Source organism: Rhodoblastus sp. 17X3, assembly GCF_030056575.1.
GTDB lineage: Bacteria > Pseudomonadota > Alphaproteobacteria > Rhizobiales > Beijerinckiaceae > Rhodoblastus.
On the sequence record NZ_JASHHX010000001.1, the window covers coordinates 250,094 to 266,445 of the forward strand.

Annotated in this window: 23 protein-coding genes; 20 read left to right on the plus strand and 3 right to left on the minus strand. The window is 62.8% G+C overall.

The window, feature by feature from the left end; translation table 11 throughout:
* Nucleotides 1-13: 13 nt before the first annotated feature.
* Nucleotides 14-307, plus strand: coding sequence for a ferredoxin III, nif-specific (gene fdxB / locus QM467_RS01190; protein WP_283364454.1), 294 nt, complete (start codon nucleotides 14-16; stop codon nucleotides 305-307).
* Nucleotides 307-921: a nitrogen fixation protein NifQ gene (locus QM467_RS01195; protein WP_283364455.1), complete on the plus strand. Its 615-nt coding sequence runs from the start codon at nucleotides 307-309 to the stop codon at nucleotides 919-921. The genes fdxB and QM467_RS01195 overlap by 1 nt, the downstream gene beginning before the upstream one ends.
* A gap of 76 nt (nucleotides 922-997) precedes the next feature.
* On the opposite strand, the gene QM467_RS01200 is transcribed toward QM467_RS01195, so the two are convergent.
* Both QM467_RS01200 and QM467_RS01205 read right to left on the minus strand, forming a co-directional pair.
* Nucleotides 998-1,300, minus strand: coding sequence for a hypothetical protein (locus tag QM467_RS01200; protein ID WP_283364456.1), 303 nt, complete (start codon nucleotides 1,298-1,300; stop codon nucleotides 998-1,000).
* Nucleotides 1,301-1,381: 81 nt separating this feature from the next.
* Nucleotides 1,382-1,840, minus strand: coding sequence for a hypothetical protein (locus tag QM467_RS01205; protein ID WP_283364457.1), 459 nt, complete (start codon nucleotides 1,838-1,840; stop codon nucleotides 1,382-1,384).
* 189 nt (nucleotides 1,841-2,029) lie between these two features.
* Between QM467_RS01205 and QM467_RS01210 the strand changes: the two genes are divergently transcribed.
* Both QM467_RS01210 and QM467_RS01215 read left to right on the plus strand, forming a co-directional pair.
* Complete coding sequence (locus QM467_RS01210) at nucleotides 2,030-3,652, plus strand: flavin monoamine oxidase family protein (protein WP_283364458.1); 1,623 nt, start codon at nucleotides 2,030-2,032, stop codon at nucleotides 3,650-3,652.
* Between the two features lie 25 nt (nucleotides 3,653-3,677).
* On the plus strand, nucleotides 3,678-4,085 hold the full coding sequence (locus tag QM467_RS01215; protein ID WP_283364459.1) for a Rieske (2Fe-2S) protein: 408 nt from the start codon (nucleotides 3,678-3,680) through the stop codon (nucleotides 4,083-4,085).
* 106 nt (nucleotides 4,086-4,191) lie between these two features.
* On the opposite strand, the gene QM467_RS01220 is transcribed toward QM467_RS01215, so the two are convergent.
* Nucleotides 4,192-4,782 (minus strand): hypothetical protein, encoded by a 591-nt coding sequence (locus QM467_RS01220; protein WP_283364460.1) that lies wholly within the window; start codon nucleotides 4,780-4,782, stop codon nucleotides 4,192-4,194.
* Nucleotides 4,783-4,944: 162 nt separating this feature from the next.
* On the opposite strand from QM467_RS01220, the gene QM467_RS01225 reads away from it, so the two are divergent.
* The 16 genes from QM467_RS01225 (at nucleotide 4,945) to QM467_RS01300 (ending at nucleotide 16,347) form a co-directional block, all read left to right on the plus strand.
* On the plus strand, nucleotides 4,945-6,642 hold the full coding sequence (locus tag QM467_RS01225) for an AAA family ATPase (RefSeq protein ID WP_283364734.1): 1,698 nt from the start codon (nucleotides 4,945-4,947) through the stop codon (nucleotides 6,640-6,642).
* 148 nt (nucleotides 6,643-6,790) lie between these two features.
* Nucleotides 6,791-7,111 carry a HesB/IscA family protein gene (locus QM467_RS01230; RefSeq protein ID WP_283364461.1) on the plus strand — a complete coding sequence of 107 codons (321 nt, stop codon included), beginning with the start codon at nucleotides 6,791-6,793 and terminating at the stop codon, nucleotides 7,109-7,111.
* A gap of 30 nt (nucleotides 7,112-7,141) precedes the next feature.
* Nucleotides 7,142-7,432: a NifU family protein gene (locus tag QM467_RS01235; RefSeq protein ID WP_283364462.1), complete on the plus strand. Its 291-nt coding sequence runs from the start codon at nucleotides 7,142-7,144 to the stop codon at nucleotides 7,430-7,432.
* Between the two features lie 47 nt (nucleotides 7,433-7,479).
* Nucleotides 7,480-8,205, plus strand: coding sequence for a serine O-acetyltransferase (cysE, locus tag QM467_RS01240; protein WP_283364735.1), 726 nt, complete (start codon nucleotides 7,480-7,482; stop codon nucleotides 8,203-8,205).
* Nucleotides 8,206-8,208: 3 nt separating this feature from the next.
* Entirely contained in the window at nucleotides 8,209-8,550 is a 342-nt protein-coding gene (nifW, locus tag QM467_RS01245; RefSeq protein ID WP_283364463.1) for a nitrogenase stabilizing/protective protein NifW, read from the plus strand.
* A 133-nt stretch (nucleotides 8,551-8,683) separates the two neighbouring features.
* On the plus strand, nucleotides 8,684-10,399 hold the full coding sequence (nifA, locus tag QM467_RS01250) for a nif-specific transcriptional activator NifA (protein WP_283364464.1): 1,716 nt from the start codon (nucleotides 8,684-8,686) through the stop codon (nucleotides 10,397-10,399).
* A gap of 186 nt (nucleotides 10,400-10,585) precedes the next feature.
* Nucleotides 10,586-10,780, plus strand: a complete 195-nt coding sequence (locus QM467_RS01255; RefSeq protein ID WP_283364465.1) for a 4Fe-4S binding protein — start codon at nucleotides 10,586-10,588, stop codon at nucleotides 10,778-10,780.
* 145 nt (nucleotides 10,781-10,925) lie between these two features.
* Nucleotides 10,926-11,144 carry a putative nitrogen fixation protein NifT gene (nifT, locus tag QM467_RS01260; RefSeq protein WP_283364466.1) on the plus strand — a complete coding sequence of 73 codons (219 nt, stop codon included), beginning with the start codon at nucleotides 10,926-10,928 and terminating at the stop codon, nucleotides 11,142-11,144.
* Between the two features lie 2 nt (nucleotides 11,145-11,146).
* Complete coding sequence (locus QM467_RS01265) at nucleotides 11,147-12,013, plus strand: SIR2 family NAD-dependent protein deacylase (protein ID WP_283364736.1); 867 nt, start codon at nucleotides 11,147-11,149, stop codon at nucleotides 12,011-12,013.
* A 272-nt stretch (nucleotides 12,014-12,285) separates the two neighbouring features.
* On the plus strand, nucleotides 12,286-13,851 hold the full coding sequence (gene nifB, locus QM467_RS01270) for a nitrogenase cofactor biosynthesis protein NifB (protein ID WP_283364467.1): 1,566 nt from the start codon (nucleotides 12,286-12,288) through the stop codon (nucleotides 13,849-13,851).
* Nucleotides 13,852-13,875: 24 nt separating this feature from the next.
* Nucleotides 13,876-14,097 carry a 4Fe-4S binding protein gene (locus QM467_RS01275; protein ID WP_283364468.1) on the plus strand — a complete coding sequence of 74 codons (222 nt, stop codon included), beginning with the start codon at nucleotides 13,876-13,878 and terminating at the stop codon, nucleotides 14,095-14,097.
* A 7-nt stretch (nucleotides 14,098-14,104) separates the two neighbouring features.
* Nucleotides 14,105-14,416: a HesB/IscA family protein gene (locus QM467_RS01280; protein WP_283364469.1), complete on the plus strand. Its 312-nt coding sequence runs from the start codon at nucleotides 14,105-14,107 to the stop codon at nucleotides 14,414-14,416.
* Nucleotides 14,417-14,446: 30 nt separating this feature from the next.
* Complete coding sequence (locus QM467_RS01285; RefSeq protein ID WP_283364470.1) at nucleotides 14,447-15,001, plus strand: hypothetical protein; 555 nt, start codon at nucleotides 14,447-14,449, stop codon at nucleotides 14,999-15,001.
* 22 nt (nucleotides 15,002-15,023) lie between these two features.
* Nucleotides 15,024-15,797, plus strand: a complete 774-nt coding sequence (locus tag QM467_RS01290; protein ID WP_283364737.1) for a 4Fe4S-binding leucine-rich repeat protein — start codon at nucleotides 15,024-15,026, stop codon at nucleotides 15,795-15,797.
* The gene (locus tag QM467_RS01295) at nucleotides 15,794-16,111 is read left to right on the plus strand and encodes a nitrogen fixation protein NifZ (protein WP_283364471.1); all 318 of its coding nucleotides are present in this window, start codon (nucleotides 15,794-15,796) and stop codon (nucleotides 16,109-16,111) included. The genes QM467_RS01290 and QM467_RS01295 overlap by 4 nt, the downstream gene beginning before the upstream one ends.
* Nucleotides 16,108-16,347 carry a nitrogen fixation protein NifZ gene (locus QM467_RS01300; protein ID WP_283364472.1) on the plus strand — a complete coding sequence of 80 codons (240 nt, stop codon included), beginning with the start codon at nucleotides 16,108-16,110 and terminating at the stop codon, nucleotides 16,345-16,347. Before QM467_RS01295 ends, QM467_RS01300 begins: the two co-directional genes overlap by 4 nt.
* Nucleotides 16,348-16,352 lie beyond the last annotated feature (5 nt).

The window sequence follows — 16,352 nt, forward strand, 5'->3', positions numbered from 1 at the left end:
AAAGGCGAAGCTCATGGCGAATGCGCGCGACGGGCGGGACTGGAAACCCGACTATCTTCAGGCGATCGACCCCGCGAAGTGCATCGGTTGCGGCCGCTGCTACAAGGTCTGCGGTCGTGAAGTGATGACCCTCAAGGGCATCAATGAGGACGGCGAGATCATTTCGCTCGATGACGACGAGGACGATGAAGTCGAGAAGAAGGTCATGGTGATGGCCGACGTCGGCGCCTGCATCGGCTGCGGCGCTTGCGCCCGCGTCTGCCCGGCCAATTGCCAGACGCACAGCCCCGACGCGCAGGCGGCGTGATGAGCCCCGATCACGCCTATCGCTGGTTGATGGAAGCGGGCGCCGCCTCCAGCCGCGATGGCTTCGATCGGCACGTCTTCGCCAGCATCCTGGCGGTTGCGATCGCCCAGTCCGGCGAGGAGCAGGACGCTCTGGCGCGGACCAGCGGTCTCGACGGCGCGGCTCTTTCCGCCATCGGGCAGGAGATGTTTCCGCAGGCCGCCGCGGCGCTGGCGAAAATGGCGGGCGCCGATCGTCCGGCGCCCGGCCCGGAAGAAAAATCGATCATCGATATTCTGTTGATGTATGCGGCTGGGCCGATTCATTTCGTCCGGCCGCTGGCGACTCTCATCGCGCGGCGCTGCCAGGAGCCGCGCCATCTATGGCAGGATCTCGGATTGCGCGATCGCGGCGAGCTGTCCCAATTGATGGAGCGGCATTTCCCACGCCTCAAGGCGCGCAATTCCGGCGACATGAAATGGAAGAAATTCCTTTATCGCCTTGTATGCGGTTCGGAGGGCTTCAGCCTGTGCCCCGCGCCGGTGTGCTCGGATTGCAATGATTTCGCCTCCTGCTTCGGTTCCGAGGAAGGCGTCGCGCAGCTCACGCATGTCTATCGCGAAGAGCGAGTCTGACATCCTTCTTCCGGCATGAAAAACCCCGCCGCGCGATCGCGGCGGGGTTTTCATTTTCAGACGAAACGCGTGGTTCTTACTCGATGCCGAGTTCGGCTTCACGCGCGCGCGCCGCGTAGCGGAATCGCTCCTCGATCGCCTTTGGATTCGTGAGGAACTGCTGCTCGGCCTTGGCCAAAGCTTCGAGCGCAATCTTGCCTTCCGCTTCGGTGAGGGCGATGCGGCCGGCCAAATAGACGGCGTCCGGCGCGATGGCGAGGATCGCCTTGCGGTTCGGAATGTCCTTTACCGGAACCACTTCATCCGTCTCAAGCCTGCCGCCGAGTGTAATCGCCCGGCCGACCACCTCGACCTTGCGTCCGTCCTGCGTTGTTTTCACCAGTGTCGCCATGGTCGAAAAACCCCTCTCGGTTGGAACGCGGGCGGCCCATGGCCGGGCCGCCCGAATGTGGCGCAGTTCTCAGGGAACGGCCGGCAGGGAATAGCCGGTGCGCGGATGCGCATTGTAATAATCCGGACGCTCCGGCCAGTCGCCGGCCGTCTTGAACTTGAACGAAACGACCTTCACCGGCGCGCCGGGCGAGCAGGACACTTCGCCGAGCTTGATCTCGCGGTCGCCGGGGCCGACCGAGAAATCGGCCACGACCGTGCCGTCGGCCTTGGCCGCGCGGGCGAAGCCGGGGGTGCCGACATGGCTCGCGGGGAAGGTCTCGGCAGTGAAGGCGGGGGTTTCCAGATCGCCGTTCGGAGCGCCGAAAGCGGGGGTCGCGAAAGCGAGGACGGCGAGCGAGCCGCTGAACTCGACCGGCAGGTCGGCGCTGATCGGCCGCGCGACGGAATAGATCGTGAGCGAGCCGCCGTCGAGCAAGGCCTTGATTTCATCATTGGAAAGATTGGCGAAAGCCGAAGCGAGGTTCATTCCCATCTCCTGTTGTAACCCTGGCCAACCTCATCAAGTTTTGTGCCAGAACTCCGACGCTCCAACAAACGCTGTCGCAAAGTCCGCGCTTGCGTCGCCATCGCGACTTTTTTGTCGGTTTTTTTGGGCCGGACGGGAAAAGCTGCGCGATTCTTGCTTGGGGATGTCGCAAATCATGCGGAGAGCGACATGTTGGACACGGCGATCGTCGGCGGAGGCTTGTGCGGACTGGCCCTGGCGGCGCAATTGGCGCGGCGCGGCCGGGACTTCGAACTGTTCGAGGCGCGACAACGCTGGGGCGGACGCATCCTGACAATCGATTGCAAATTGTCAGGCCATGCGATCGATCTCGGCGCCTCCTGGTTCTGGCCGGATCGCCAGCCCTTGCTGACGGCTCTGCTGTCCGAGCTTGGCCTGGAGAGCTTCGCGCAATTCGACGAGGGCGCGATCCTGCGGCTCAGCGAGGCCGACGCCAAGCCGGAGAAAATCGAAGTCGCTGGCGGCGTGCACGGCGGCGCGCGGCGCATCGCCGGCGGCGCGCAGAAGATCATCGAGGCGCTGCGGCGCGAATTGCCGCAGGACAGGCTGCATCGCGATTGCCAGATCACCGGCTTGCGCGACGGCGAAGACCACGTCGTTCTGACGATCAGTGAAGGCGGGGCGACGCGTGTCGTCGAGGCCTGCCGCGTGGTGGTCGCGCTGCCGCCGCGCCTCGCGGAAGAGCGGATCGCCTTCGCCCCGTCGCTCGACGAAACCATGCGCCAGACCATGCGCGACGCCCCGACCTGGATGGCGGCGCAGGCCAAGTCGGTCACGACCTTCGAGAACGCGGCGTGGCGAGAATCCGGGCAATCGGGCAACGCCTTCGTGACGCATGAGCAGGCGGTGTTCGACGAGATTTTCGACGCCAGCGACGCGCGCGGCGCGGAGGCGGCCCTTGGCGGATTCCTCGCGCTCGGGCCGGAACTGCGCGAGGCTTTCGGCGAGGGGCTGCCTTTGCTGATGCACAGCCAGCTGGAACAGGTTTTCGGCGGCCCGCTGGAAGGCCGCGAGCATTTCTATCAGGACTGGGCCAGCGACGCCGAGACCTGCAGCGCGCTCGACCGCGAACGCGGCCGCGAAGAGGCTCGCACCACCGCCAATCCCATGCTGCGACGGCCTCTCTGGGGCGGCCGGCTGCATCTGGGCGGCTCGGAAACCGGCTCGCGTCAGGCCGGCTATATGGAAGGCGCGCTGGAGGCGGCGCAGCGCATCGCGCGCGACATCGTCCGCGACACGGCGGTCGAGGACGAGCCCAATGCGACGCCGGACGAAAGCGTCAACGCGGCCAGCCTGCGCCGCTTTTCGGCCTGGGTCGAGCGTCACGGGCAGGACGTGTTCGAGGATTACCGGCGCCGGATGAACGCCAGCCTGGCGACGCAGGCGCGCGAGCAAATCACCCAGCGCGCCATGCTCGGCGCGGCGGAAGCCTTTTTCGGACAGGCCCTGGCCAAGGCCGCGAGTCTGCCTTTCGATCTGGCCGGCGTCGCGGTCGAGAAGGGCCGCTGCGCCCTCACGCCCCTGCTGCAGCAACCCTTCAGCGATTTCCTCAAGCAATATTTCGACGACGTCGCCGCCTTCAACAGCACGTCCTGCGCATTGTCGAATTTCCCCGACGAACATAGACTCGCCAAGGACTATCAGCAGGCGATCATGCGCGACATCGCAGCCGCCTGGGCGGAGTTTTCACGCGACCTGAACGGGTTGCTGCTCGGCAAAGGGAAGGCGCAATCGGGCGAGGCGCCGAAACAGGCCGGCGGCGCCGCCGCCTGAACGATCACGAGGAGAAATCGAGACCATGTCCGACGTCGCTTATGTCATCTGCGAACTCAACGACATTCAAAGCCAGAGAGCGAAAGGATTCGACCTCGCCATTCTCGACGAGGCCGGCCAGCAGATAAACTTTCCGATCGTCATTGTGCGCTGGGGCAAGCAGGTCTTCGGCTACACCAACAGCTGTCCGCATCATGGCACGCGGCTGGACTGGGAGCGCGAGGCGTTCCTCGATCCGTCGGGTCTGCGCCTGATGTGCGGGAAGCACGGCGCCTTGTTCGAGCTTGGTACCGGGCGCTGTTCGAGCGGCCCGTGCAAGGGCGAGAATCTTTCTCCGCTCAATCTCCAGGTGATCGACGGCGATATCTGCATCACCGGCGTCACCATGGTCGAGGAAGAGGATGAGGACGATGAGGATGGTCTCGTCGCCTGAGTTTTTGCGACGTTGAAAACAATGCGCGCGCCGGTCCGGCGCGCGCAAGGAAAAGCGCGCCGCCGCGTTATCCGCGGGGCGCGCTGTTTTGCAAAGGGCGAAACGATCAGACCGGGCGGTTCTCGTTGCGGTTCTTGACCGGCTCGGCGCGCGCGAGGCCCTGCTCGTAGGAAATAGACTCGTACGCTTCTTTGGCTTCAACCGCCTTGTCGAGAATGAGCTGCACCTTGCCGCCGCCGTCGAGCTTCTTGAAGTCGTTCTTGTCGAGGCCGGAAAAATCGCTGAGTTCTTTCCAGACGGTGGATTCGTCGCAAGGCAGGACAGTGATTGTCGCATCACCGAGCGGCATGGTGTATTTCGCCAGCAGGTCGATGTTGTTGACGAAAATGAAATAGCTGCCTTCCGCGCTCAGCAGCGGTCCGACAACCTCCTTGAAGGTTTCAAAATAGGCGAAATCGTGCAGATAGCCGGCGAGGATTTCGATCGTGCCGGCGCCTTCCTTCGCGATGGCGACGATCTGCTCGAGCTTGTATTCCGGCGGGCGCGCTTCGTCGGCGAGCTGCGGCTGGAACTTCAGCGCGAAATCGCCGCGAAAGCCGTAATAACCCGGCTTGCCGGTGGGGCCTTTGAAAACCGCGTTGAGAAGGCGGTTTTCCTTTTCGAGCCCGGCAAAGGCGGTCGTCTCGATCGATGTCATTGTGATTTCTCCGCTAGTACAGCTTGGACAAAACTTGTCGCGCCAGAGCGCGCCAATTCCCCTATGCAAATGAGCTGCCGCTTTTCGCGCCACAAATTGTCTGGCCTGAACCCTGCTTGTCGCGACCATATGTTCCTCTCTTGAATGGAAGGCGACATGAGCATGAAGCTTCATATCGCGCGCCCCTATGTCGAGGCTCTGGCCGCTGATTTTCCCGAGCTCGAATCCCTCAAGGCGCAACTTGTTTTCGGCGACAAGGTCGAGGTTCCGTTTCAACAGCTTTCCGGTCCGCAGGTCGACCGTCTTCACGAACTTTACGGCGAGGCGGGCGCGCCGATGCACAGCGCCCGCGCGCAGCTTGCGACGCTTCGCCGCGCCCTCGAAGGCGGGGCCACGCGCTTTGCCGCCGAAGATCTCGAAGCCGTCGTGCCGGCCATCGCGGCCTTCCTGATCGAGGACGCGCAGCGCGGCTGGCTGTTCTCCATCAATGTCGCGGGCAGGCCCTTGCCCTTCGTCGTCGCGCGCATCGATTACACGCCGGCCTCCAATGACGAGACCGGCCGCATCTTCGTCGAATTGAAGGCCAATTCGAAAGGCGAGTTGGCGACGGTGCAATTGCGCATCGCCGCGGGAGACATCGTCGGCAAGACGGTCGCTGGCATTTTCGCGGCAAAGGGCTTTTTGCGCGAGACGCCGGAGCTGATCGCCGCCTATGACGCCAATGCGCGCAATTATTTCGAGTGGCGCGCGCATTATGGCGCGCAATTCTCGGGCAGCGGCCTCGGCTTCTTCGCCGAGGATCCGTCCTCCTCCCATCGCAGCAACGACTGGACCCGCAAGGACAGCGTGATCCTGTCGTCCGGCGGCAATCCGGCGCGCCTCGTCAATGACGAAAGCCTGCTCGCCACTCGCGCGCTGACGCTGGAGCTGACCGGCGACATTCTCGGCAATTATCTGCGCAAGGCGGCCAAGAGCAATCTCTACGCGGAAGAGGATGAAGTCGCCGCGGCGCAGGCCAATATTGGCAAGGATCTGTTCCGGCAGATTCCGGTCCATCCCTTCATCCTGATGTTCCATCTCGACCTGCATCACTATGTCTGGGCGCATGTCGAGGACGTCCAGCCCTATGCCTATCAGCCGGACCTCAAGCAGAAGCTGGTTCTGCCCGAGGAGCAAACCGACCTGATCGATATTCTCACCGCCGAGATGGATGTGCTGATGGACGACATCGTCGCGGGCAAGTCCGGCGGCACGACCGTGCTGTGCGCCGGCCCGCCCGGGGTCGGCAAGACGCTGACGGCCGAGGTCTATTCGGAAATCGTCCGGCGACCGCTCTATCGCGTCCATTCCGGCCAGCTCGGCCTCAATGTCGCGGCGATGGAGACATCGTTGAAGGAGGCGCTCCTGCGCGCCCAGCGCTGGGGCGCGGTCATGCTGATCGACGAGGCCGACGTCTATATCAAGCGGCGACAGGACGACATGACCATGAACGCCGTGGTCGGCGTGTTCCTGCGCGTGCTGGAATATTTCAATGGCCTGCTCTTTCTCACCACCAACCGCATCGACGATATCGACGAGGCGATCGTCTCGCGCTGCATCGCGCTGATCCGCTTCCATGCGCCGGATGCCGAGGCCCGCCATCGCATCTGGCAGGTGATGTCGGAGCAGTTCGCCCTGAACCTCGACGACAGCCTGATTTCGACCCTCGTCGAGATCTATCCGCAGACCAGCGGACGCGACATCAAGGGGCTGGCGAAGCTGGTCGCGAAATATTGTCGCCATCGCGACATCCGGCCGGACATCGACGTGTTCAGGCGTTGCGCGATCTTCCGCGGGCTCGAACTGGCGGTCGCGGCCTGAGCCCGGACAATGTCGCCAACCTGACAACGCGAGATGCCCACCCGTTTCTGAAGTCTTATTGAAAACAACGGGAAGCGAAGTTTTCAGGTTCTGGCGCGGGTCTTGCTAATTGATGAGGCAAAGCGCCTTACATTCTGGAGGACCGGCAATGATCCATCTGACCGACAGCGCCATCAACGCTGTCCGCAACGCCATCAAGGGGGCGTCCGAGCCCGTCCAGGGCTTGCGCCTCAAAGTCGAGACGGGCGGCTGTGCGGGCAACAAATATCTGATGGGTCTCGTCAAGACTCCGGAGGAGAGCGACGAGGTTGTCGAGCGCGACGGCGTCAAGGTTTTCGTCGAGAACAGCAGCCTCGAACTTCTCGCCGGCATCACCATCGACTTTGTCGTCGCCATTGAAGGCGCCGGCTTCACCTTCGACAATCCGAACGCCACGCATTCTTGCTCCTGTGGCAAGAGCTTCGGCTGATTTTCCCCCGCAAGCAGAGGGTTCAAGACCATGCAGACCGATGTTGTGGAGACCAAATCCGATGCCGCGCCCGAGAGCGAGCGCCTGCGTCGCATCCGCGACGTGATCGAGGAAATCCGTCCGAACCTGCGTCGGGACGGCGGCGATTGCGAACTGATCTCGGTTGAGGGCAACAAGATCAACGTCAAGCTCACCGGCGCCTGCGTGTTCTGCAAGCTGGCCAGCGCGACGCTCGAAGGCATCCAGGCCAAGATGGTCGAAACGCTCGGCGAATTCGTCCGCGTCGTCCCGGTTCCGATGGGTCTGCGTTCGGGCCATTGAGGCTGAAAATGTCCATGACCGCGGCATCTTTCGACAGGGACGCAACGATGACGTCGTCCAGAAGTCTTGGGAAAGAACGTCTCTGGACGCTGTGGCGGGAAGATGTCGCTTGCGTGAAGGCGCGCGATCCGGCGGCCCGCAACGTGCTGGAGGTCGTCCTGACCTATCCGGGCGTGCATGCGATCATCTGGCATCGCCTCGCCAACAGGCTATGGCGGTCCGGGTTCAAGTTTCCGGCGCGGTTCATCTCGTGGTTCGCGCGTCTGGCGACCAATGTCGATATTCATCCCGGCGCGACCATCGGGCGGAGCTTCTTCATCGATCACGGCGCGGGCGTGGTGATCGGCGAGACCGCAGAGATCGGCGACAATGTCACCATGTATCACGGCGTCACGCTTGGCGGCGTGAGCTGGTCGCCGGGCCGGCGCCATCCGACCATTGAGGATGGCGTGCTGATCGGCGCCGGGGCGAAGATTCTCGGGCCGATCAAGGTCGGTGCGGGCGCGCGGATCGGCGCCAATTCGGTTGTAGTGGAGGAGGTTCCTCCCGGCGTCACGGCGGTCGGCATTCCCGCGCGGATCGTGCGCGCGCCAACCACCCGCAGCGCCATCGGCACGCGGGTCAATCTCGACCATCATCTGATCGCCGACCCGGTCGGCGAGGTTCTGTCGCTCCTGCTCGATCGCGTCGAATTTCTGGAGGCGCGGCTCAATCACATGCAACACCGCGCCAGAAAGCCGGATGCTGTGTGCGAAGAGAAAGTGGAAGGATAAGTCATGAGCGTGTTGCAAGATCTTGGGCAGTTGTCTTCCGCTGAGGACTTTTTCAACTATCTCGATCTGCCTTTCGAGCCGACAGTGGTTCAAGTCTCGCGCCTGCACATTCTTCGCCGCATGGGCCAATATCTCAAGGGCAGCGAGATCGACGGCGCGTTCGAGGGCCTGAGCGAAGAACAGATCAAGACCTTGTGCCGCGATCATCTCGATCAGGCCTATCAGGACTTCGTCGCCTCGACGCCGATCCAGGAGCGCCTGTTCAAGGTGCACAAGGAAGCGATCGAGCCGAAGCAGGAGCCGGCGAGCAATTTCGTTCCGCTGGATTCGCTCAAGGTCGTTTGAATTTCCGAACGCGCGGGCTTCCAGCGCGAAGGATTATCCAACTTCTTGGAAGCGCTGGAGGCGGCGATGGATTGCGCCCTTTTATCGTCGCGGAAAGGAATGCGCGCCGGCCGGTCGCAGGAGCTGAGCCGTCATGGCTAGTCCCGAGGACGATAGTCTCATCCCGCCGATGCCGGCGCTGTCCTGCCGGTCGGACGTCGCGTTGCGCGGAATATACGAGATTTCCAAGGTTCTCGCGGTTCCGGGGCGGCTGGACGAGGTTCTGGCGCAAGTCCTCATGCTGCTCTCCAGCTTCGTCGATACGCGGCGCGCGATCGTCGCGCTGATCGACGACCAGGGCGAGGCGCGGTCCGTCGCCTGCCAGGGCGCTTTCTCCGGCGAGGCCCGGGGAGTCTTGCTGCCGGAGCGGGCTGTCGGGCGGGTGGTCACGAGCAAGGCGCCGCTGATCGTCGACAATGTCGAGGCCGATTCAGATTTCGCCGGCTGGCCTTCGGACGCCGGTTGCTCGGACAAGAGCCAGGCCGTGCTCGCCGCGCCCATTCTTGATCGCGGCGAGGCGATCGGCGTTCTCGCCATCGACCGGCGCTCGGACGGAAGCCATCGCGCCTCGACGGATTCAGACGCGCGCTTCCTTGGCATGATCGCCAACATGATTGGCCAGACCCTGCATCTCTACGACGTCGTGTCGCGCGATCGCGAAAGGCTGATGGAGGACCAGCGGCGTCTCGAAAAGGAGTCGCCGCGCCGCGTCGAGATGAGCGGCGAACAGGCGCTCATCGGCATTGTCGGCGCGAGCCGCGCGATCCGCCGGGTTTTCGACCAGATCAACGTTGTCGCCAGAACCCACACCACCGTACTGCTGCGCGGCGAATCCGGCACGGGCAAGGAATTGTTCGCCCGCGCCGCCCATGATCTCTCGCCGCGCAAGGACGCGCCCTTCATTCGGCTCAACTGCGCGGCTCTGCCGGAATCCATGCTGGAATCCGAATTGTTCGGCCACGAAAAGGGATCGTTCACCGGCGCCGTGGGCCAGCGCAAGGGGCGCTTCGAGCTGGCTGACAAGGGCACGCTCTTTCTGGACGAGATCGGCGAGATTTCTGCGGCCTTCCAGGCCAAGCTCCTGCGTGTGCTGCAGGAAGGCGAGTTCGAGCGCGTCGGCGGTTCGCAGACGGTCAAGGTGGACGTCCGTTTCGTCTTCGCCACCAACAAGAATCTCGAAGTCGCGGTGGAGCGCGGCGAATTTCGCGCCGATCTTTATTACCGCATCAATGTCGTCTCGATCCTGCTGCCGCCGCTGCGGGAGCGCCACGAGGACGTCGCGTTGCTGGCGCAGGAATTCCTTCGCCGTTTCAACGAGGAGAACGGCGCCCGCAAACGCCTCACGCCGGCGGCGGTGCGTCTGCTGCAGGGCTGCAACTTCCCCGGCAATGTGCGCGAACTGGAAAATTGCGTGCGCCGGACGGCGACCCTTTCGCATGACGACGCGCTGAATGAAGGCGATTTCGCCTGTACCGTCGGGGCCTGCCTGTCGTCGACCCTTTGGAAGGAATTTCCGACTTCACCCGGCGCCGCGCAGCGAAGTGCTCCAGACACGACAGAGTTCGAACATTTCGACGCCAGCGCGGGAAAGCGCGCCGCCATCGCGGCGGCTTCGCGCTCGGACGCCCCGCGTTCGCGGCCCAATGGCCGGGCCAGCGCCGCGGGCGGCGCGACGGATCGTAACAGCCTGATCAATGCGCTGGAAAAATCCGGCTGGGTCCAGGCCAAGGCGGCGCGTCTCCTGAACCTGACGCCGCGCCAGATCGCCTATGCGCTGGGCAAATACAACATCGAGATCAAGAAATTCTGATCCCGCCGCGTTCGCATGTCGCAATGCCAACGCAGACGTTGCGAACCCTCCAAAGCGTAACGTCGCGGCCAAAAAAGCGCACGTTCCGGCGCTGGCACAAGCCTTGCTCCCTTCTGGGCGACGTTCGCCCGCGAGCCGATCCACTCGCGCAAGTCTCGAACGCGCCAATTATCGAGGAGAGTTTCGATGTCTTACAAGATCATCGCTTCGCAGTGCACGGGCTGCAGCCTTTGCGAATTCGAATGCCCGAACGCGGCGATTTCGATGAAGGGCGACACCTTCGTGATCGACCCCAAGAAGTGCACGGAATGCGAAGGCCATTTCGACACCGCCAAGTGCGACGAGGTCTGCCCGGTTCCCGGCACCTGCGTGAAGGCCTGATTCAGACCGCTCGGGCCAGGCGTGCATTGCGCCCTGCTCGGCGTTGCGATAGCCGCGCCGGCGGTCTCGCCGGCGCACAGCGTGCGGTCGCGCGCATCGACAACAAGTGAAGCCGCCGACCGGCGCCATCGAAGGAATAGAACGCATGAAGGTCATGATCCGACGCTCCGCCGAAGTTGGGCTTTCGATCTATGTTCCCAAGAAGGACCTCGAAGAGCCGATCGTCGAAACGGAATTCGAGACGCTCTGGGGCGGCTGGATCAAGGTCGCCAATGGCTGGGTGCTTGATTTGCCGGAAATGGCCGCCGACACCCGTTTGCCGATCACCGTCAACGCTCGCAAGCGCGGCGAGGAGGAAGAATGAGCATGATCGCGGCCATCCTCGACCAGGACCTCTTGCAGCCGCAGGATGCGGAAAAGCTCGTCGGCGAGCTCGCCGGCCGCCTGCGCGCGGGCCAGATCGTTCCTTTCGTCGGCCCCGGCGCGGCGGAATTATCGGCGCCTTCGGTTCCGCTGACGCCCGAGGCGCTCGCGGCCTTCTTCGGAACCAAGGTGGCGCTGCCGCGGCGCGCCAAGGGCAATCCGTGGTCCGCCGCGCAGCATATCGAGAGCTTCAAGCATCGCGCCACCGTGACGGCGCTGATGGCCGAGGCCTTCGCCGCGCCTGTCGCGCCGACCCCGCTGCACCAGTTCCTGGCCTCCCTGCCGCTGCCGCTGATCGTCGACGCCTGGTATGACGGCGCCTTCCGCACGGCGCTGGAATCGCGCGGCGACTGGGGCGAGGTTCAGGGCAACACCCGCGCCGGAATCGGGGAGGATCGCTGGTATCGCTTTTACAGCGCCGCCGGCGAAGAAGCTGGCCGCGCCGATGCCGAGGGCTGGAAGACTGTCCTCTACAAGCCGCATGGCGGTGTCATTCCGGCCAAGAATTTCCTGATCTCGGACGCGGACTATGTCGAGGTTCTGACCGAGATCGACATCCAGACGCCTATCCCGGACGTGGTCAAGGATCGCCGCACCGAGCGCAGCTTCCTGTTCCTCGGCTGCCGGTTCCACGACCAGATGCTGCGCACCTATGCGCGGCAGATCAGCAAGCGTTCGGCCGCACCGCATTATGCGGTGGTCGATCCTGAAAAGCTGACGCTGAACGAGCGCCGCTTCCTGGCGAGCGAAGGCATTGTTCCGATCGCCTTGCCGCTGCCGCGCGTCGCCGAAATTCTGATCGCCGGATGAATTCCGTGTCGATCAATCAATTCGGAAGGGGGCCGCTTGCGGCTCCCTTCTCGCTTTGTGGACGCGCAAAAATATCGCGTTGTCGGCTTTCCAACAGGTAGAAAACTCCCCGAAACCCCTGTGTGCAAGCCGACAGAGTGTCTGGGGCGAGTCGAATAACATTTTGAAAAACAACGATAAATCAAAAAATGCCGTGTTGGCATATGCGTTGCTACCTTTATGGCAGGGCAAAGCTTTTAGAGCTTGAGCTGAAAAGCGAGAGAGGGTCGGACATGGATTCTACGGCAAATCTTGAATCGGGCGCGTCCGGCGCCAACGTCGATATGGACGCGGTCATGCAGCAAGTCGCCGAGCACAAGGGGTGCGGCACCGAGGGCGGCAGCGGCAAGGCGAGCTGCGGCTCGGGCGCCGGCGAAAACGATCTGCCTCAGGAGATCTGGGACAAGGTCAAGAACCATCCCTGCTACAGCGAAGAGGCGCATCACCATTACGCCCGCATGCATGTGGCGGTGGCGCCGGCGTGCAACATCCAGTGCAATTACTGCAACCGCAAATATGATTGCGCCAACGAGTCGCGCCCCGGCGTGGTCAGCGAGAAGCTGACGCCGGAACAGGCGGCGAAGAAGGTTCTGGCGGTGGCCTCCACCATCCCGCAGATGACCGTGCTTGGCATTGCCGGCCCCGGCGATCCGCTGGCCAATCCGGCCAAGACCTTCAAGACCTTCGAGCTGATCTCGAAGACGGCGCCGGACATCAAGCTCTGCCTGTCGACCAATGGCCTGGCTTTGCCCGATCATGTCGACACGATCGCCAAATATAATGTTGATCACGTCACCATCACGATCAACATGGTCGATCCGGAAGTCGGCGCGAAAATCTATCCGTGGATCTTCTGGAAACACAAGCGCATCGAAGGCATCGAAGCGGCGCGCATTCTGACCGAGCGCCAGATGCAAGGCCTCGAAATGCTGACCGAGCGCGGCATTCTCTGCAAGGTCAATTCGGTGATGATCCCGGGCGTCAACGACAAGCATCTTGTCGAGGTCAACAAGGCGGTGAAATCGCGCGGCGCCTTCCTGCACAACATCATGCCGCTGATCTCCGCGCCGGAGCATGGCACGGTGTTCGGTCTGACCGGCCAGCGCGGCCCCTCCGCGCAGGAGCTGAAGGCGTTGCAGGATTCCTGCGAAGGCGAAATGAACATGATGCGGCATTGCCGCCAGTGCCGCGCTGACGCCGTGGGCCTGCTGGGCGAAGACCGCAGCGAGGAATTCACCACCGACAAGATCATGGCGATGGAGGTGAATTACGACCTCGAGACCCGCAAGGCCTATCAGGCCGCCGTGGAGCTCGAGCGCGTCGCCAAGGTCGAAGCGAAAAAGGAAGAGCTTGAGACCCTCGCCGGCGTCGCCAGCGACATCAAGATCCTCACCGCGGTCGCGACCAAGGGCTCGGGCCTCATCAACGAGCATTTCGGCCACGCCAAGGAGTTCCAGATCTACGAACTCTCGACCGGCGGCGCGAAATTCGTCGGCCATCGCCGCGTCGATCTCTACTGCCAGGGCGGCTTTGGCGACGAAGACTCGCTGGAGACGGTGATCCGAGCGATCAACGATTGCCATGCGGTGTTCGTGGCCAAGATCGGCGGCTGCCCGAAGGGCGACCTCGCCAAGGCCGGCATCGAGGCGGTGGATGAATTCGCGCATGAATTCATCGAGAAGTCGGCGATCTCCTGGTTCAAGGCCTATCTCGAAAAGGTCAACAGCGGCGAGATCGTTCACGAATCGCGCGGCGATGCGGAAATTCGTCAGGGCGCCCTGCTCGCGGCGGCGGACTGATCGTTTCAGGAAGAGGGATGATCCATGACGTATAAAATTGTCGCTTCGCAATGCACGAGCTGCTCTGCCTGCGAAGCGGAATGCCCGAACATGGCGATTTCGGAGAAGGGTGGCACCTTCATCATCGATCCGAAAAAATGCACCGAGTGCCTCGGCCATTTCGATACGCCGCAATGCGTTGCGGTGTGCCCTGTCGATAACACCTGCGTCATCGACAATTCCCTGCCGCGTTACCAGGCTCCGTGAGGATAGAATGAATTTCGAAATTACCCCCAAAGCCGCGAAATTCATCCGCATGATGATCATGGCCGATGGCGGTCCGGGAGCCGGTTTCCGGCTCTCGGTCAGCCCCGGCGGCTGCTCGGGCCTGTCGGCGGAAATCGCCGTCAAGTCCGAGCCGGATCAGGGCGACGCAGTAGTGACGCAGGACGGCGTGAAGCTGTTCCTGCCGGCAGAAAGCCGGCTTCTGCTTCAGGGCGTCACCATCGACTTCGCGGAAACCCCGACCTCGACCGGCCTGGTGTTCTTCGACCCCAAGGCACCCGCCACCTGTGGCAGCCATTAAGGCCGGGGCGCCGCGGCATCAAGAACGCCAATGACGACTGCACGACAACAGAGCAGGGAACCTTCGCCGGCAGGCGAAGACTCCCTGCTTTCTCATCCCCTGTTCGGCGGCGGCCTCCCGCCTTTGGTCGAGCAATATCTCGCCCGGGCCGGGGACAATTATTCGTCCGACCGCGTCGCGGAAGATTACCTGAATCAGGCGCAGAGCCTCGCGCCGGATCACTTCGCGGTGCTGATCGGCTTCTACCGCTATTATTTCTACAAGGGCCGCCTGCAAGAGGCGCTCGCCATCTCCAAAATCTGCATGGCGAAGGCGGCGCGCGAAAAGAATTTCGCGACGGACTGGCGCGCCGTGCAGAAGGAAGACGCCCAATTCGGCGATTACGACGACGTGATCGCGCGCTTCTTCATGTTTTGTCTGAAAGGCTACGCCTATCTGCTCCTGCGCCTCGGCGATTTCGTCGAAGGCCGCGCTGCGATTGAAAAGCTGCTGCAGCTCGACGCGTCCGACAAGATCAATGCCCGACTGCTGATCGACATTCTCGAACGCCAAAAAGCCGAAGAGGAGCCAGCCGAGGATGAGTGAGCCGACGATAAATGATCCCGCGATGAACGACGACATCACCGAGGCGGTCGACTGGCAGGGCAATCCCGTCGATTGCTCAAGCTGTGTGCATTCCGACATGCTTGCGACAGGGCGTTGTAAGTTTTCGCACGCATGTGTGATCGACCGTTACGCGCGGCGCATCGACCGTTTCTTCAATTGGAATCCGGCGCTCGCCAATCAATACATCACCCATGCGCATTTCGAGGTGCGAGCCATCGCCTCCAAGCATGCGGCGGTCTTCCTTCTCATTCCGCTGCTGGACGATCCGGAAGAAACTGTGCGCTGGAACGCCGCGCGGCGGCTGCCGAAGAAACACATTCTGAAATTGCGCAACGATCCGCATCGCGAAGTGCGCATCCGCATTGTCACTCTTCTCGACGACGCCGATCTGGTCCCGATGTTGCAGGACCCGGATTACTACGTCCGTCTGTCGGTCGCACGGCGGCTGCAGCCGGAACTTCTGGAATGGATGCTGCATGACGAGGAGGCGGAGGTCCGCCGCGTCGTCGCGCAGCGCCTGCCCGACGAGATGCTGATGCGCATGGCCGGCGATCCCGAGCCGCGCGTCCGTCTCGAAATCGCGCGGCGTCTGGGGAGCGACAAGCTCGGCGAGATGCGGCGCGATCCGGACTGGCGGATTCGCCACGAGGTGGCAGGCCGCATCGCTCTCGACGAGATCGGCGAGCTGGTCGGCGACGCGGATGAACTGGTGCGGGAGACCGCCTGCGCGCGTGCGGCGGGCGGCGAGATGCGAAGGAAGGAGGGACCATTATGAGCAATATCGTTCGTGACAGCGATGTGGTCGAGTTGGACGCGCCACCCTATTTCACCTTCGGCGACAAGGTTCTGGCCAAGCGCACGGTCCGCAACGACGGCACCTACGCCGGCAAGGAAATCGGCGACGTCCTCTGTCGCAAAGGCGAGGCCGGCTACATTGTCAGCATCGGCACCTTCCTGCAGCAATTCTACATTTACGCCGTCGAATTCACCGAGAGCGGCAATCGCGTTGGCATGAAGCGCAAGGAACTCGAGCTCGCCGTGCCGCGCGACGAACAAGAAATTCCCCTCCCTGCGGAGCTGCCAGCATGATCGAGCCGCGTCTTCCGAAATTTCAATGGGGCCAGCGCGTGCGCTGCCTGATCGACCTCGTCAATGACGGGACCTATCCCAACGCCGAGGAGGACGCGGTGCTCGCGGCCGCCGGCGCCCAGGGCGAGATCGTGCAGGTTGGCTCGCATGTCGATTCCAACACGCCGGTCTATATCGTCGAGTTCGAGGAAAAATACGTGATCGGCTGCCTCGAAGAGGAAATCGAGCTGGCTTGACGAAA

Bases quoted from the DNA above. Each gene is read 5' to 3' on its own strand.
- fdxB (WP_283364454.1), top strand. From the start codon at position 14: ATGGCGAATGCGCGCGACGGGCGGGACTGGAAACCCGACTATCTTCAG.
- QM467_RS01195 (WP_283364455.1), top strand. From the start codon at position 307: ATGAGCCCCGATCACGCCTATCGCTGGTTGATGGAAGCGGGCGCCGCC.
- QM467_RS01205 (WP_283364457.1), bottom strand. From the start codon at position 1,840: ATGAACCTCGCTTCGGCTTTCGCCAATCTTTCCAATGATGAAATCAAG.
- QM467_RS01210 (WP_283364458.1), top strand. From the start codon at position 2,030: ATGTTGGACACGGCGATCGTCGGCGGAGGCTTGTGCGGACTGGCCCTG.
- QM467_RS01215 (WP_283364459.1), top strand. From the start codon at position 3,678: ATGTCCGACGTCGCTTATGTCATCTGCGAACTCAACGACATTCAAAGC.
- QM467_RS01220 (WP_283364460.1), bottom strand. From the start codon at position 4,782: ATGACATCGATCGAGACGACCGCCTTTGCCGGGCTCGAAAAGGAAAAC.
- QM467_RS01225 (WP_283364734.1), top strand. From the start codon at position 4,945: ATGAAGCTTCATATCGCGCGCCCCTATGTCGAGGCTCTGGCCGCTGAT.
- QM467_RS01230 (WP_283364461.1), top strand. From the start codon at position 6,791: ATGATCCATCTGACCGACAGCGCCATCAACGCTGTCCGCAACGCCATC.
- QM467_RS01235 (WP_283364462.1), top strand. From the start codon at position 7,142: ATGCAGACCGATGTTGTGGAGACCAAATCCGATGCCGCGCCCGAGAGC.
- cysE (WP_283364735.1), top strand. From the start codon at position 7,480: ATGACGTCGTCCAGAAGTCTTGGGAAAGAACGTCTCTGGACGCTGTGG.
- nifW (WP_283364463.1), top strand. From the start codon at position 8,209: ATGAGCGTGTTGCAAGATCTTGGGCAGTTGTCTTCCGCTGAGGACTTT.
- nifA (WP_283364464.1), top strand. From the start codon at position 8,684: ATGGCTAGTCCCGAGGACGATAGTCTCATCCCGCCGATGCCGGCGCTG.
- QM467_RS01255 (WP_283364465.1), top strand. From the start codon at position 10,586: ATGTCTTACAAGATCATCGCTTCGCAGTGCACGGGCTGCAGCCTTTGC.
- nifT (WP_283364466.1), top strand. From the start codon at position 10,926: ATGAAGGTCATGATCCGACGCTCCGCCGAAGTTGGGCTTTCGATCTAT.
- QM467_RS01265 (WP_283364736.1), top strand. From the start codon at position 11,147: ATGATCGCGGCCATCCTCGACCAGGACCTCTTGCAGCCGCAGGATGCG.
- nifB (WP_283364467.1), top strand. From the start codon at position 12,286: ATGGATTCTACGGCAAATCTTGAATCGGGCGCGTCCGGCGCCAACGTC.
- QM467_RS01275 (WP_283364468.1), top strand. From the start codon at position 13,876: ATGACGTATAAAATTGTCGCTTCGCAATGCACGAGCTGCTCTGCCTGC.
- QM467_RS01280 (WP_283364469.1), top strand. From the start codon at position 14,105: ATGAATTTCGAAATTACCCCCAAAGCCGCGAAATTCATCCGCATGATG.
- QM467_RS01285 (WP_283364470.1), top strand. From the start codon at position 14,447: ATGACGACTGCACGACAACAGAGCAGGGAACCTTCGCCGGCAGGCGAA.
- QM467_RS01290 (WP_283364737.1), top strand. From the start codon at position 15,024: ATGAACGACGACATCACCGAGGCGGTCGACTGGCAGGGCAATCCCGTC.
- QM467_RS01295 (WP_283364471.1), top strand. From the start codon at position 15,794: ATGAGCAATATCGTTCGTGACAGCGATGTGGTCGAGTTGGACGCGCCA.
- QM467_RS01300 (WP_283364472.1), top strand. From the start codon at position 16,108: ATGATCGAGCCGCGTCTTCCGAAATTTCAATGGGGCCAGCGCGTGCGC.